Raw genomic sequence first — 13,482 nt, 5'->3', positions numbered from 1 at the left:
CCGCAACAAGGCTGGTCCGGAACCCGGGTAGGGACCCGCAGCCGCGGCGGAGGCACCGGGCGATTATAGGTGTGCACACAATGGAAGGAAGCGAAAGCGCATCGGTTCGTCACGCAACTGTCGTATCGTTGCAACAACACGAACGCAGCGGAGATCGGACATGCCGGAACACGGCGAAACAGCCTCCTCGGCATGACCCGGCGCCCGCACAAACACGGGAGCGTAGACGTAAAAACGGGCGCCGAAGCGCCCGTTTTGACCAATTCCGAAAGAACCGGAATTAGAAGGTGTGACGCAGGCCGACGCCGAAGCCACGCGGATCCTGGCCGTCGCCAATCGGCGTGCTCGAGGAACCGATCTTGCTCAGGTAGAAGTCCGCAGCCGAGGCGCTGTCGTTGTTCAGGCGGGTGTAGTACGCCTTGACCATCGTGCGCTTGCTCAGAGCGTAGGTGTAGCCCAGGGTCCACTGCGAGAACTCGGTGTTGTCGCAAGCATCGAAGTCGCATGCGTCGCCGTCCAGCTCCTGCGAACGAGCGTACTGGAGATAGACCGCCTGGTTGCCACCGAACTTCTGCTCGGCACCGACCATCCACGCGTTGCGCTTGACTTCGGTGTCGCCAAGGACGGCGCTCGAAGCTTCGTACTTCGCACGATCGTACAGAGCCGACACCGACGTGTTCGACGGGAAGGTGTACTTCGCGGCGATACGGGCATCCTTCAGCTTGTCGCTGATGTTGTTGTTGTTCGCCAGGCCGAACACCGAGGCCGCAGCCAGGGGATCTTTCGACACGGCATAACCGGCCGAAACGTACAGCGGGCCGTTGTCGTAGGCAGCAGCCAGCTGGTACGACTGAGCATTGACGCCTTCGCCGCCGTTGATATCGGGCGACTTGCGGTTTTCGCCAGCCGAGTAAGCCAGCTGAGCCGTCAGACCGCTGAAGTTCGGGGTCGTGTACATCACGGCGTTGTTGATACGCTCGTCGATACCGGTCAGAGCAACGCCACCGATCGTGCCGTAGGTAGCGGCCTGGAAGCCGATACCGGTAGCGGCCGGGTTGAAGTCAACCTTGGCGCCGGCAGCACGCATGATCGTGGTCAGCTTGCCGAGTTGCAGCGTACCGAAGCCACCGTTCAGGCCGACGAAGGTGTCGCGGGTCGCCAGCGTGCTGGTACCCGACCCGTCCGCCTGGAAGCCGCTTTCGATCTGGAACAGGGCCTTCAGGCCATTGCCCAGGTCCTCGGTGCCACGGAAGCCGATCAGCGAGCTGTTCGACGTGACGCGGGTACGACGATCAAAATCGATCGAATCGCCGCCGGTCGCCTTGACCGACTCCACGGTCGCATCAACGACGCCATACACGGTCACGTTGGTCTGCGCGAAAACCGGAGCGGACGCCAGGCCAGCGATGGCCAGGGCGATCAGTTTCTTTTGCATGTATTTCTCCTCTAATTGAAGCTGAAGCCGCGGTCGTGACCCCGGCCCGACTTACCTCTCAAGCGAGAAGTTGCCACGATTGTGCTCAACGGGCCGGCTGCGGTGCAAGAATCGTTCGCACGGAACACCGCAAATGGATAAAAGTTGTTGCATGGGTGCAACAGGCGCCCGATCGTTCAGCCACCTGTACTTGCCGGACCAACCACTGCAACGCCCGGAAGCCCATGCCTGGCGCCGTTTTCGGACGAGCGACCATCCGGCCAGGATGGCTCGCGGGGGGAATTTCACGTGGACGGCATAGTCGGTGCACCGCACAGGGAACTCTTTTCCTCCCTTAGCACTCCGAGTCGCTGAGTGCTAATATCACGCGCATGGAGGATTACCGTACATGAGCCAAGCCCTGTCCTTCCCCGCCCCGTCCGCGGTCGGCAGCATCGATCAGTACATCCAGTCGGTCAATCGCATTCCGATGCTCACGGAACGTGAAGAGGTCGAGCTGGCGACGCGTCTGCGCGACGATGGCGACGTGGAGGCGGCGCGACGTCTGGTGATGTCGCACCTGCGCCTGGTCGTCGCCATCGCGCGCGGCTACCTCGGCTACGGCTTGCCGCATGCCGACCTGATCCAGGAAGGCAACATCGGCCTGATGAAGGCGGTGAAGCGTTTCGACCCGGCGCGCGGCGTGCGCCTGGTGTCGTTCGCGATCCACTGGATCAAGGCCGAAATCCACGAGTACGTGCTGAAGAACTGGCGCCTGGTGAAGATCGCGACAACGAAGGCGCAACGCAAGCTGTTCTTCAACCTGCGCAGCCTGAAGCAGGATTCGACGACCCTGAGCGGCGACGAGATCCACGCGGTGGCGATGCAGCTGGGGGTGAAGCCCGAGGAGGTCGTCGAGATGGAAACACGCCTGAGCGGGCGCGACATCCCGCTCGAGGGCGACAACGACGACGATGACGAGCGCTTCGCGCCCATCGCCTACCTGCCGGACCCGCATGCGGAACCGTCGGAAGTGCTGGAGCGCGCCGAGCTTGCCCACCTGCAGGACGTGGGATTGCACAACGCGCTCGCGAGCCTCGACGAGCGCAGCCGCACCATCGTGCAGCGGCGCTGGCTGACGGAAGGCGACAGCGCGACCCTGCACGAACTCGCGGCGGAGTACGGCGTGTCCGCCGAGCGTATCCGCCAGATCGAGGCGAAGGCGATGCAGAAGATGCGCGGACTGCTCACGGCCTGAGGGACCCGGAACTATTAATCGCGCCGAAACACCGTTCGGGCTGAGCCCGTCGAAGCCCGGCCATTGCCCTTCGACAAGCTCAGGGCGAGCGGATGTACTTGAACGTTGAGCCAATAACGGCAGCTTCAGGCTGCCGTTTTCATTTCCCGGCCAGCAGGCTGCGGATATCCGCGACGATGTTGTCGGCGGTTTCGCCGTGCTTCACGTAGAGGCGCACACGCCCCGCGGGATCGAAGACGTAGGTTCCCGTGGAGTGATCGACGGTGTAGCTGTTGCCGGACGTGTCGCCGCTCTTCTGGAAGAAGACGCGGAATTCCTTGGCGACCGCGGCGGTCTGGACCGCGTCGCCGCGCAGCGCGATGAAGCGCGGGTCGAACACGGGGATGTATTGCGCGAGGAGTTGCTGCGTGTCGCGCTCGGGGTCCACGGTAACGAACAGGACCTGCAGGCGCTCCGCGTCGGGGCCGAGCTGGCGCATGACCTCGGCCATTGTCGCAAGATTCGTCGGACACACGTCCGGGCACTGCGTATAGCCGAAGAACAGCGTGACGACCTTGCCGCGAAAATCGGCCAGCGTGCGCTGCGTGCCGTTGTGGTCGGACAGCGCGAGTCCCTTGCCGTAGTCGGCACCGGTGATGTCGGTGGCGCGGAAGGCGGTCGTGGCGGAGGGGTTGGAGCAGGCTGCGAGGGTGGCGACTGCGAGCGTTGCGGCGACGATCAGGGCGCGGAGCATCTTTCCTGGGACCGGAACATGGAGGGGATCAGAAACGCAGGTAATGATCCGCCAGCAGGGCCGCGAAGAGCAAGAACAGATACAGGATGGAGAAGCGGAAGGCGCGTCGTGCGCGGGCGTCGCTGTAGTCGACGTACAGACGCCATGCGTGCCCGAGGTAGCAGCCGCCGAGCGCGATCGCGGCGATGAGATAGGGGATGCCGCTCATGCGCGTCGCGAACGGCAGCAGCGTGACGCCGAAGAGGATGCATGTATACAGCAGCACCGAGAGCCGCGTGAATTCGGGGCCGTGGGTGACCGGCAGCATCGGCAGCCCGGCGCGCGCGTAGTCGGCGCTGCGGTAGAGCGCGAGGGACCAGAAGTGCGGCGGGGTCCACGCGAAGATGATGAGAAAGAGAAGCAGCGCGTCGGCGCTGACGTCGCCGGTGACGGCAGCCCAGCCGAGCACCGGGGGCATGGCGCCGGAAGCGCCGCCGATGACGATGTTCTGCGGCGTGCGCGGCTTGAGGAAGATGGTGTAGACCACCGCGTAGCCGACGAAAGTGGCGAGCGTGAGCCACATCGTCAGCGGGTTGACGTGCTGATGCAGGATCAGGAGGCCGCTGCCGCCGAGCGCGCCGGCAAAGGCGAGCGTTTCGCGCCGGGTGAGTTCGCCGCGCGGCAGGGGGCGCCCGCGGGTGCGGCTCATGCGCGCATCGATCTGCGCTTCGATGAGGCAGTTCATCGCCGCTGCGGCACCCGCGACGCAGGCGATGCCGACGGTAGCAGCGAACACGATGGCGGGCGACGGCAAGCCGTCGGGGACGGCGAGGAACATGCCGATGATGGCGCAGAACACGATCAGGGAATTCACCCGCGGCTTCGTCAGCACGTAAAAGGCGTGCAGACGCGCGGTCGCGACGTGGGAACCAGCGACGTGAGAATCAGGCGTAAGAATTTTCGCGGCCCGCATGAGCTGCCCTCCTCTGCGCAGCCATTGCGGGACTGCGGGCCCCGCGCAGGCTGTGGTTGATCCACACCATCACGATGACGAGCGCCGCTGCACCGGCGTTGTGCGCGACCGCGAGCGGCAGCGGAAGACTAAGCACGACGTTGGCGATACCGAGGGCGAGCTGGGCGGCGAGTGCGACCAGCAGGACGGCAGCGAAACGGCGCGTCACGGAGCGGCGCAGCAGCGCGCCGCCGAGCGCGACCAGCGCCATTCCGGCAATCACTGCGCCGACGCGATGCGACCAGTGGATCGCAGTGAGCGCCGCCAGCGGGAGCACTTCGCCGTCGGCCGTCATGCCGAGCTCGCGCACGACATGGAAGGCATTCGCATAGTCGGCCGGCGGCCACAGGCTGCCCTGGCAGGCCGGGAGGTCGGTGCAGGCGAGCGCGGCGTAGTTGGTGCTCGTCCAGCCTCCGAGCGCAATCTGCACCGCAAGCAGCGCGAAGGCCGCGCGTGCGAGGACGATTAGACGGCGCGGAACCTCGATCCGTGCCGACGCCTGGGCATGCAAGGCAAGCCAGGCGAGCAGCGCCACGGTCGTGAGGCCGCCGAGGAGGTGGGCCGTGACGATGGCCGGCTTGAGCAGCAGCGTGACGGTCCATTTGCCGAGCAGGCCCTGGAAGATCACGATGCCCATGAGGGCTGCGGCGAGCCGCGGGGCGACGCCCGGGGTGCCGCGGCGGCGCCAGGCGAGGAGCGCGATGGCAAGGATGAGCAGGCCGAGACTGGCGGCGAGGTAGCGGTGGATCATCTCCTTCCACGCCTTCGGAAGGCTGACCGGCCCTTGCGGGTCGGCGGCGTGGGTCTCGCTGATCGCGTCGGCGGCGTGATGCGGGCTGAGCTGACCGTAGCAGCCCGGCCAGTCGGGGCAGCCGAGGCCCGCGTCGGACAGGCGGACATAGGCACCGAAGACGACGACGAGGGTCGTGAGCGCAAGCGCGAGCAGAATCAGGCGGCGGTAGGCGGTCATCGTGCGGCGCGCTCGGCGGTGGCGGGGGTCGAGTGCGCCGGAGGAGTCGACTGCACCCGACCGAGCGCCGAATACTTGAGCAGGCGCTGCAGGTCCTTGATGACGCGGCGCGGATCGGCGTTCTCGTGGAAGCGCATGATCACGCTGCCGCGCGGATCGACCAGATAGACGTGACGCCCCCGCTCGGCGGCAGGCAAGTGCGCGAGCCACGCCGGGGTGGCACGGGCAAGGCGTAGCCCGTCGTGCACCGCGAGCAGCTCGGCAGCCGGCATCGCGGCGTCGGAAACCAGCCACAGGCGTGCGACGCGCTCCATCTCTTCGCCCTGCGCGAGACGCGACTGGCGCATCAGGTACAGGGCATCCGTGCAGGCGCGGTCGCACGCGCCGGATGCGGCGAAGAGCAGGGTCCAGCGACCCTCGAGTTCCTTGCGCGCGACATCCGGCTGACCGGCGACGCCCGGCAGTACCGCGTCGGGCAGGGCCGCGGGCACAAGCAGTTCGCCGTAGTTGGCCCGCCCTTCCGGCTGCCAGACGTAATAGGCGAAATAGGAGGCGACGACGGGCAGCACGCAGACGAAGGCGAGCAGCGCCAGCGTGCGGCGTCCGGCGCGGGTGCGCGCGGCGGCGTCCGGCGCAGGTACGGACGGGGGCTCAGAGAGGCTTGCGCTGGTCATGCCGGGGACTCCGGAAAGCGTTCCACAGGTACCACAGGGTGAGCGCGGTCGCGAGGGTAGCAAGGGCGTACCACTGGAGGGCGTAGCCGCGGTGGCGCTCGATGCCGGCATCGGGCTCGGGCCAGCTGCGGATCAGGCCGTCGTCGGCGGGACTGGTCTGCTGCACGTAGAAGTCGGCCACCGGAAGTCGCGTTTCGCTGCGGTAGCGGGCGAGATCGAGCGCCTGCCAGACGCTGCCCGAGGGCGCATCGGCGGCAAGCATGAAGGGTTTTTCATCGGGATGGCGCACGCGGCCGGTGACGACGGTCGCGCCGGGCGGGTTGGCGATCCGGGGGGGCGGCTGCGAGCGGTCGGCACCCGCGCCGATCCAGCCGCGGTTGACCAGCACGACACCCCCCTGCCCTGCGAGCTGCAGCGGCGTGAAGACGTGGTAGCCGGCGCGCCCCTCGTGAACTCGGTTGTCGATCAGGATGCTGCGCCCGGGGAGCCATTCGCCATGGAGTTCGACGCTTTGCCACTCGGAAGGAGGCGTTGAGTCGAGGGGCTGGGCGGGGCGCTCGGCCGCGGCACGGTATTCGGCCTGCAGTTCGGCCTTTTCCGCCGCGCGGCGCGTCTGCCAGTTGCCCAGCTGCAGCGTGAGCAGCGCGAGCGCCACGCCCGCGAGCAGCGGCACGGGATGCAGACGGGCGTGACGACGCAGGCTCATTCGCAGTGGCCGGTTACAGCAGGTAGACGACGACGAACAGCAGCAGCCATACGACGTCAACGAAGTGCCAGTACCACGCGGCGGCCTCGAAGCCGAAGTGGCTGTCGGGGGTGAAATGTCCGGCCAGCGCGCGGCCGAGCATCACCGTGAGCATGATTGCGCCGACCGTGACGTGCATGCCATGGAAGCCGGTGAGGAGGTAGAAGGTGGAGCCGTAGATGCCGGTATCGAGGCGCAGGTTGAGTTCGGCGTAGGCGTGGCGGTATTCGTAGATCTGCAGGCTGAGGAAGAGCACGCCGAGCAGGATGGTGACGAGCAGGCCGAGCTTGAGCTGGCTGCGCTTGTCGTGGCGCAGGCCGTGGTGCGCCCAGGTGAGGGTCGCGCCGGAACTGAGCAGGATCAGGGTGTTGAGTGCGGGGATGCCCCAGGCGGTCATCGGCGTGAAGGGGTCGGGCTTGTCGGGGCCGGCCGTGGGCCAGCCGCCGGCGAAGCCCTGCCACAGCAGTTCCACGGTGTCGCCGGTGGCGAGCCAGGGGACGGAGAGGACACGGGCGTAGAACAGCGCGCCGAAGAAGGCGGCGAAGAACATGACTTCGGAGAAGATGAACCAGCCCATCGACCAGCGGAAGGAGCGGTCGACCTTGCGGCCGTACTTGCCGCCTTCGGACTCGTGCACGACCTGGCCGAACCAGCCGAACAGCATGAAGACGAGGACCGCGATGCCGAGAAAGAACGCCCAGGGTCCGGCCTTGAAGCCGTTGAGCCACATCGCGGCGCCGCTGCCGAAGAGCAGCAGCGCGATCGAGCCGAAGATGGGGTACTTCGAGGGTTCGGGGACGAAGTATTTTTCGAAGGTTTGCGTCATGTCTTCCCTCCTGACTCCCCGGCGTTTTCCCGCGCCGGAACGTAGGGCGGAAAAGCGACGCGCCTTCCGCCGAATGGCCTGCGATCATGTCGTTTCGACCTCGTCATGCGTCAGCCTCCGACGATCAGGCGCACGACGGCGACCAGGGTGAGCACGAATGCGAGACCTGCGAGCAGACCGGCAAGGACGACCGCGCGCGGGTCGAGCGAACGGGAATCGTGTTCGTAGTCGTGCCGGCGCCGTATGCCGACGAAGGACCACAGCACGGCGCGCAGGGTCGCGAGGAAGCCGGCGCGCGGCGGTGTGGCGGGATCGTTGCTGGGCGGCGCGTGGCGCGGGTCGTGGTTCTGCATGGCGATCACGAACGGCCTCCCGCGCCGTCACCGGCAAGGCGGCGCCCGGCTATTTCAAAGAAGGTGTAAGAGAGGGTGATGACCTTGACGTCCTCGGGCAGGCCGGGATCGACGACGAAGGCGACGGGCATCGTGCGTTTTTCGCCGGCGGCCAGCGTCTGCCTGGCAAAGCAGAAGCATTCGAGCTTGCGGAAGTACTGGCCGGCGAGTTGCGGGCCGTAGCTGGGGACGGCCTGGCCGGTGACAGGTTCGCTGCGGGTGTTGGACACTTCGTAGGCGACGGTGGCGAGTTCGCCGGGATGGACGCTGATCTGGGTCTGCAGCGGGCGGAACTGCCACGGCAGGTCGTGGATGTTGCCGTCGAACTGGATCGTGACGGTGCGCGTGAGGTCGATCTGGGTGTTGACGGCGGTGTCGGGCTTGAGCAGGTTGTTGATGCCGGTGACTTCGCAGATCTTTTCGTAGAAGGGCACGAGCAGGAAGCCGAAGCCGAACATGACGACGGCCGCGACGGCGAGGCGCACGAGCAGGCGCCGGTTTTCCGCGGCGATACGGCCGGACGCGGTCATGGGGTGAGCCCCTTGAACTTGAACAGCGCCGCGACGAAGAACAGCAGCGCGACGACCGCCAGCAGCAGGGCGGTGCGGCGGTTCGCGGCACGGCGGGCGGGGTCGTCGCTGTGGGTCATCGCGGGTTCGAGCTCGTCCATGCCCGGAACAGCTCTGACGCCGTAGGCTGCGATCCGCGCCGCGCCGGGTATTCGCGCTGCCGGCTGCGGAACTCGCCCTGCGGGCTCAGACAGTCCTCGCCGGGTCTGCGAACACCCGACACGCCGCTCGCATCGGTACCGGCTCGACGGCTGATTTTGGCAACGCTGTTCATTTCACCACCGGCGCTTCTTCGAAGGTGTGGTGCGGCGCGGGCGACGGGACGGTCCATTCCAGTCCTTCGGCGCCTTCCCAGGCACGTGCGGCGGCCTTTTCGCCGCCGCGCACGCATTTCACGACCGCTGCAAGGAAGATGAGCTGGGAGAGGCCGAAGCCGAAGGCGCCGATCGAGGCCAGCATGTTGAAGTCGGCAAACTGCAGCGCGTAGTCGGGGATGCGGCGCGGCATGCCGGCGAGCCCGAGGAAGTGCATCGGGAAGAAGGTGATGTTGAAGAAGACGATCGAGCACCAGAAGTGCAGCTTGCCGATGCGCTCGTCGGGCATGTGGCCGGTCCACTTCGGCAGCCAGTAGTAGGCGCCGGCGAAGAGCGCGAAGAGGCTGCCGGCGACCAGCACGTAGTGGAAATGCGCGACGACGTAGTAGGTGTCCTGCACCTGGATGTCGATCGGGGCGATGGCGCAGATGAGGCCGGTGAAGCCGCCCATCGTGAACACGAAGATGAAGCCGACAGCGAAGAGCATCGGCGTCTCGAAGGTCATCGAGCCGCGCCACATCGTCGCGACCCAGTTGAACACCTTCACGCCGGTGGGCACGGCGATGAGCATCGTCGCGTACATGAAGAAGAGCTGGCCGACGGCGGGCATGCCGGTGGTGAACATGTGGTGCGCCCACACGCTGAAGGAGAGGATCGCGATCGACGCGGTGGCGTACACCATCGACGCGTAGCCGAACAGCGGCTTGCGCGCGAAGGTGGGAATGATCTGGCTGATGATGCCGAAGGCCGGGAGGATCATGATGTAGACCTCCGGATGGCCGAAGAACCAGAAGATGTGCTGGTACATCACCGGGTCGCCGCCGCCGGCGGCGCTGAAGAAGCTGGTGCCGAAATGGCGGTCGGTGAGCACCATCGTCACGGCGCCGGCCAGCACCGGCATGACCGCGATCAGCAGGTAGGCGGTGATGAGCCAGGTCCAGCAGAAGAGCGGCATCTTCATCATCGTCATGCCGGGCGCGCGCATGTTGAGGATGGTGACGACGATGTTGATGGCGCCCATGATGGAGCTCACGCCCATGATGTGGATCGCGAAGATCGCCATGTCCATGCCCATGCCCATCTGCACGGAGAGCGGCGCGTAGAGCGTCCAGCCCGCGGCGGTGGCGCCGCCGGGAACGAAGAAGGAGCCGATCAGCAGGGTCGCGGCCGGCGGCAGGAGCCAGAAGCTCCAGTTGTTCATGCGCGCGAAGGCCATGTCGCACGCGCCGATCATAAGCGGGATCTGCCAGTTCGCGAAGCCGACGAAGGCGGGCATGATGGCGCCGAACACCATCACGAGGCCGTGCATGGTCGTGAGCTGGTTGAAGAACTCGGGCTGCACGACCTGCAGGCCGGGCTGGAACAGCTCCGCGCGGATCGTCAGCGCCATCACGCCCCCCGAGAGGAACATGATGAAGCTGAAGACCAGGTACATCGTGCCGATGTCCTTGTGATTGGTCGTCGTGATCCAGCGCATCAGGCCGGTGGGGCCATGATGGTCGCCGTGCGCGTGATCGGACATGACTGCCGCCATGCTGCCTCCTTGACGAATCGGACGTTCGAGCTGCTTCAGTTGCCCGTGCTTGCCATCATTTGCCCCGCGCCGCCGCGATCTGCGACGGTTGGATGGCTTCGCCGGTCTTGTTGCTCCAGGTGTTGCGCGTGTAGGTGATGACGGCCGCGATGTCGGCGTCGGACAGCAGCGCGCCGAAGGCGGCCATCGGCGTGCCAGGACGTCCCTTCAGCACGACCTCGATCTGCCCGGCCGCATCGCCGAGGACGACCTTCGAGCCGTCGAGCGGCGGGAAGGCGGGCGGCAGGCCCTTGCCGTCGGCCTGATGGCAGGCGACGCAGTTCGCCGCGAAGACCTTGGCGCCGTGCTCGACGAGTTCGGCAAACGCCCATTCGCGCGCACCGGCGCTCGCGGCGGCGGCCATCGCGGCCTGCCGGTCGGCGACCCACTTGGTGTAGGCCTCCTGCGACACGACATGCACTTCGATGGGCATGAAGCCGTGGTCCTTGCCGCACAGCTCGGCGCAGTTGCCGCGGTAGACGCCTTCCTGGTCGGCACGGAACCATGCATCGCGGATGAAGCCGGGGATGGCGTCCTGCTTGACGCCGAACGCCGGCAGCCACCATGAATGGATCACGTCGGCGGCGGTTGTCAGCACGCGGATCTTCTTGCCGGCCGGGACGACGACGGGGTTGTCGACCTCGACCAGATAATGCTCGCCCTTGGCGGCCTTGCCCTCGACCTGCTCGCGCGGGGTCGACAGGTTGGACACGAAGCGGATGCCCTGCCCTTCGCCCTGCAGGTAGTCGTAACCCCACTTCCACTGGTAGCCGGTGGCCTTGATGGTGATGTCCGGGTCGCGCGTGTCCTTCATCTCCAGCACCGTCCGGGTCGCCGGCCAGGCCATGCCGAGGAGGATGAGAATGGGGATGACGGTCCACGCGATTTCGACCGCGGTGTTCTCGTGGAAGTGGGCAGCGACCGCGCCTTTCGACTTGCGGTGGTGGATCACCGCCCAGAACATCACGCCGAAGACGATCACGAAGATGAACAGGCAGATCAGCAACATGAGCGTGTGCATGTCGTAGATCTGCGCGGCGATGCCGGTGGCAGGGGGCTGGAGGTTGTAACGGCTTTGGGCGAGGAGAGCCGGCGAGGTGAGCATCAGGAATACGGCTACTGCATGACGACTGGCAAGACCCATGTCCCAACCCCCATCGAATGCGGCGGCTCACGCGAGCCGTATTTCAGCGAATGCAAATTGATCATGCCATAGCGGCTTCTCTGGTCGCAATACAAGTTTTTGAGCTTTATCAACATATTGCAGCGCAATATGTGATATCCGCCCGCTCGCAGCTGCGATCAAGGTGCGGCGAGGCGGTGCCGCAATGTGCGCAGGATGCAGCCGATCAGGGGGATGTGCTCGTAGAGCTGGCGCGCGGGATCCCAGTGATCGATGTGCTCGATGACCCGCCCGCCGGCATCGAAACGCAGCTGCGTGACGCCGCGGATCTCGCGGCACGCGCGCCCGGCGCCGAAGCGGAAGGTCCAAGCCAGCATCGCCTCCCGCTCGCCCGCGAGACAGCTCGTCACCTCGAAGCGCGGCGCCTCGACGGTCGCGAACATGTGGCGAAAGATGTGCGCGATCGCGTCAAGGCCGGTGACGTCGTTGAAGGGATCGACGAAGCGCGCGTCCGGCGCGTAGAAATCCGCCAGGGACGCGAGCGACTGCGGTGTGAGCGTCGCATAGAATTCGGCGAGCCTTTCGGCGGCTGCGCGCGTCATGGCCCGGTTACCCGCCGCACGAGCGGAAAGTACAGCCGGTACGGCAGGACGCGCAGCAGCTTCATCAGCCGCGTGAAGCGGCGCGGAAAGTGGGTCTCGAAATTGCCGCGCGCGAAGCCGGCAACGATCTCCGCCGCAGCGTCCTCGGGCTGCATCAGGGCGGGCATCGTGAAGGGGTTCTGCGCCGTGAGGCGGGTTGCGACGAAGCCCGGACTGATGAGGTGGATCGCGACCCCGCGCGGCGCGAGGTCGAGATACAGGGACTCGGCGAAATTGACGAGCGCGGCCTTCGACGCTCCATAGGCCGCCGCCTGCGGCAATCCGCGGTAGGCCGCGACGCTGCCGACGATCGCGATTGCGCCGCGCTCCTGCGCAAGAAGGGTCGGGAGGACGCTTGCGACACCGTCGATCACCCCGAGCAGATTCACGTCGAGGGTCGCGCGCACCGCCTCCGGCTCGAGTTCCCAGGCGCGCATCGGCCGGTAGGTGCCGGCGTTGAGGACGACGAGGTCGATACCGCCCCAGGCGGCGAGCAGATCGTCGCGCACGCGCGCATATTCCGGCACCCCGCGCGTGACGTCCATCGTCAGCGCGAGACTGCCGGGACAGTCCGCGGCGACCGCGGCGAGGCGGTCGGCATCGCGCGCCGACAGCGCGAGCCGCGCACCGCGTGCGGCCAGATCACTCGCAAGCGCCGCGCCGATCCCGGCCGAGCCGCCGACCAGCCAGACGCGCAGGCCGCGCCAGTCCCGGATCGGCGGATTGAGCGGCTCAAGGAAGCGCATGCGCTTCTCTCTTCACGAAGGACAGGGTCACCTCGCCGAGACGCACGCCGAACTTGCTCATCACCGACCGGTTCAGCATCACGCGCTCGTCCATCAGGAACATCCAGTCGTCGAAATCGACGTGCCAGGTCCGATCGCCGACCGGCAGCGCGAGCACGTAGCGCCAGCGCAGCGCGTTGCCGCGCGCCTCGCCGCGCGCCTCGCCGACGACGTCGGCCGCGACGCCGCCGTAGCGATGCGTGTCGTGCCGCGTGATCGTCCACACGCGCCGCTGGGTCGTGCCGTCCGAGTAGGTGAAGCGCTCGTCGAGCGTGCCGACATCGCCGCGCCAGCTCGCCTCGATGACGACATGAAATCGCTTGACGACCTTGCCCGAGCGGTCCTGGAACATGCCGTAGGCGTCGAGCGTGCCATCGAAGTAGCGGCGCAGGTCGAGGACCGGCGTTTCGGCGGCGTACTCCTGCACATCGATGCCGGCACAACCGGCCATCCCCGCGACCATCGCAAGGGTCA

At 66.6% G+C, this 13,482-nt stretch carries 16 protein-coding genes; 1 reads left to right on the top strand and 15 read right to left on the bottom strand.

The window, feature by feature from the left end; genetic code table 11:
* Positions 1 to 280 precede the first annotated feature (280 nt).
* On the bottom strand, positions 281 to 1,435 hold the full coding sequence (locus BW991_RS11095; protein WP_076602173.1) for a porin: 1,155 nt from the start codon (positions 1,433 to 1,435) through the stop codon (positions 281 to 283).
* Positions 1,436 to 1,823: 388 nt separating this feature from the next.
* Between BW991_RS11095 and rpoH the strand changes: the two genes are divergently transcribed.
* Positions 1,824 to 2,672, top strand: a complete 849-nt coding sequence (gene rpoH / locus BW991_RS11090) for an RNA polymerase sigma factor RpoH (protein WP_076602172.1) — start codon at positions 1,824 to 1,826, stop codon at positions 2,670 to 2,672.
* 139 nt (positions 2,673 to 2,811) lie between these two features.
* Here the strand turns inward: rpoH and BW991_RS11085 are convergent, their stop codons facing one another.
* From BW991_RS11085 to BW991_RS11025, 14 genes are all read right to left on the bottom strand, one after another.
* Positions 2,812 to 3,405, bottom strand: a complete 594-nt coding sequence (locus tag BW991_RS11085; protein ID WP_076602171.1) for an SCO family protein — start codon at positions 3,403 to 3,405, stop codon at positions 2,812 to 2,814.
* A 28-nt stretch (positions 3,406 to 3,433) separates the two neighbouring features.
* Positions 3,434 to 4,357, bottom strand: a complete 924-nt coding sequence (gene cyoE / locus BW991_RS11080; protein ID WP_076602170.1) for a heme o synthase — start codon at positions 4,355 to 4,357, stop codon at positions 3,434 to 3,436.
* Complete coding sequence (locus tag BW991_RS11075; protein WP_076602169.1) at positions 4,329 to 5,366, bottom strand: COX15/CtaA family protein; 1,038 nt, start codon at positions 5,364 to 5,366, stop codon at positions 4,329 to 4,331. Before BW991_RS11075 ends, cyoE begins: the two co-directional genes overlap by 29 nt.
* On the bottom strand, positions 5,363 to 6,040 hold the full coding sequence (locus tag BW991_RS11070) for a hypothetical protein (RefSeq protein WP_076602168.1): 678 nt from the start codon (positions 6,038 to 6,040) through the stop codon (positions 5,363 to 5,365). The genes BW991_RS11075 and BW991_RS11070 overlap by 4 nt, the downstream gene beginning before the upstream one ends.
* Positions 6,018 to 6,746, bottom strand: a complete 729-nt coding sequence (locus BW991_RS11065) for an SURF1 family protein (protein ID WP_076602167.1) — start codon at positions 6,744 to 6,746, stop codon at positions 6,018 to 6,020. The genes BW991_RS11070 and BW991_RS11065 overlap by 23 nt, the downstream gene beginning before the upstream one ends.
* A 13-nt stretch (positions 6,747 to 6,759) precedes the next feature.
* Positions 6,760 to 7,611 carry a cytochrome c oxidase subunit 3 gene (locus BW991_RS11060; RefSeq protein WP_076602166.1) on the bottom strand — a complete coding sequence of 284 codons (852 nt, stop codon included), beginning with the start codon at positions 7,609 to 7,611 and terminating at the stop codon, positions 6,760 to 6,762.
* Positions 7,612 to 7,721: 110 nt separating this feature from the next.
* Complete coding sequence (locus BW991_RS11055) at positions 7,722 to 7,964, bottom strand: DUF2970 domain-containing protein (protein WP_076602288.1); 243 nt, start codon at positions 7,962 to 7,964, stop codon at positions 7,722 to 7,724.
* Positions 7,965 to 7,969: 5 nt separating this feature from the next.
* Positions 7,970 to 8,533 (bottom strand): cytochrome c oxidase assembly protein, encoded by a 564-nt coding sequence (locus BW991_RS11050; RefSeq protein ID WP_076602165.1) that lies wholly within the window; start codon positions 8,531 to 8,533, stop codon positions 7,970 to 7,972.
* Entirely contained in the window at positions 8,530 to 8,673 is a 144-nt protein-coding gene (locus tag BW991_RS23860) for a hypothetical protein (RefSeq protein WP_170879078.1), read from the bottom strand. The genes BW991_RS11050 and BW991_RS23860 overlap by 4 nt, the downstream gene beginning before the upstream one ends.
* A 169-nt stretch (positions 8,674 to 8,842) precedes the next feature.
* Positions 8,843 to 10,420 (bottom strand): cytochrome c oxidase subunit I, encoded by a 1,578-nt coding sequence (gene ctaD / locus BW991_RS11045; protein ID WP_076602164.1) that lies wholly within the window; start codon positions 10,418 to 10,420, stop codon positions 8,843 to 8,845.
* Positions 10,421 to 10,475: 55 nt separating this feature from the next.
* The gene (gene coxB / locus BW991_RS11040) at positions 10,476 to 11,603 is read right to left on the bottom strand and encodes a cytochrome c oxidase subunit II (protein ID WP_170879086.1); all 1,128 of its coding nucleotides are present in this window, start codon (positions 11,601 to 11,603) and stop codon (positions 10,476 to 10,478) included.
* A 158-nt stretch (positions 11,604 to 11,761) separates the two neighbouring features.
* A complete protein-coding gene (locus tag BW991_RS11035) occupies positions 11,762 to 12,184 on the bottom strand; it encodes a nuclear transport factor 2 family protein (protein WP_076602162.1) in 423 nt (140 codons plus the stop codon).
* On the bottom strand, positions 12,181 to 12,969 hold the full coding sequence (locus BW991_RS11030) for an SDR family NAD(P)-dependent oxidoreductase (RefSeq protein WP_076602161.1): 789 nt from the start codon (positions 12,967 to 12,969) through the stop codon (positions 12,181 to 12,183). Before BW991_RS11030 ends, BW991_RS11035 begins: the two co-directional genes overlap by 4 nt.
* Positions 12,956 to 13,471 (bottom strand): DUF3833 domain-containing protein, encoded by a 516-nt coding sequence (locus BW991_RS11025; RefSeq protein WP_212566886.1) that lies wholly within the window; start codon positions 13,469 to 13,471, stop codon positions 12,956 to 12,958. The genes BW991_RS11030 and BW991_RS11025 overlap by 14 nt, the downstream gene beginning before the upstream one ends.
* Positions 13,472 to 13,482: the final 11 nt, after the last annotated feature.

The sequence above is a fragment of the Aromatoleum tolulyticum genome (assembly GCF_900156155.1).
GTDB classification, from domain to species: domain Bacteria; phylum Pseudomonadota; class Gammaproteobacteria; order Burkholderiales; family Rhodocyclaceae; genus Aromatoleum; species Aromatoleum tolulyticum.
The sequence above is the reverse complement of the archived record's forward strand: the minus strand, read 5'-3'. Positions and strand labels throughout refer to the sequence as shown.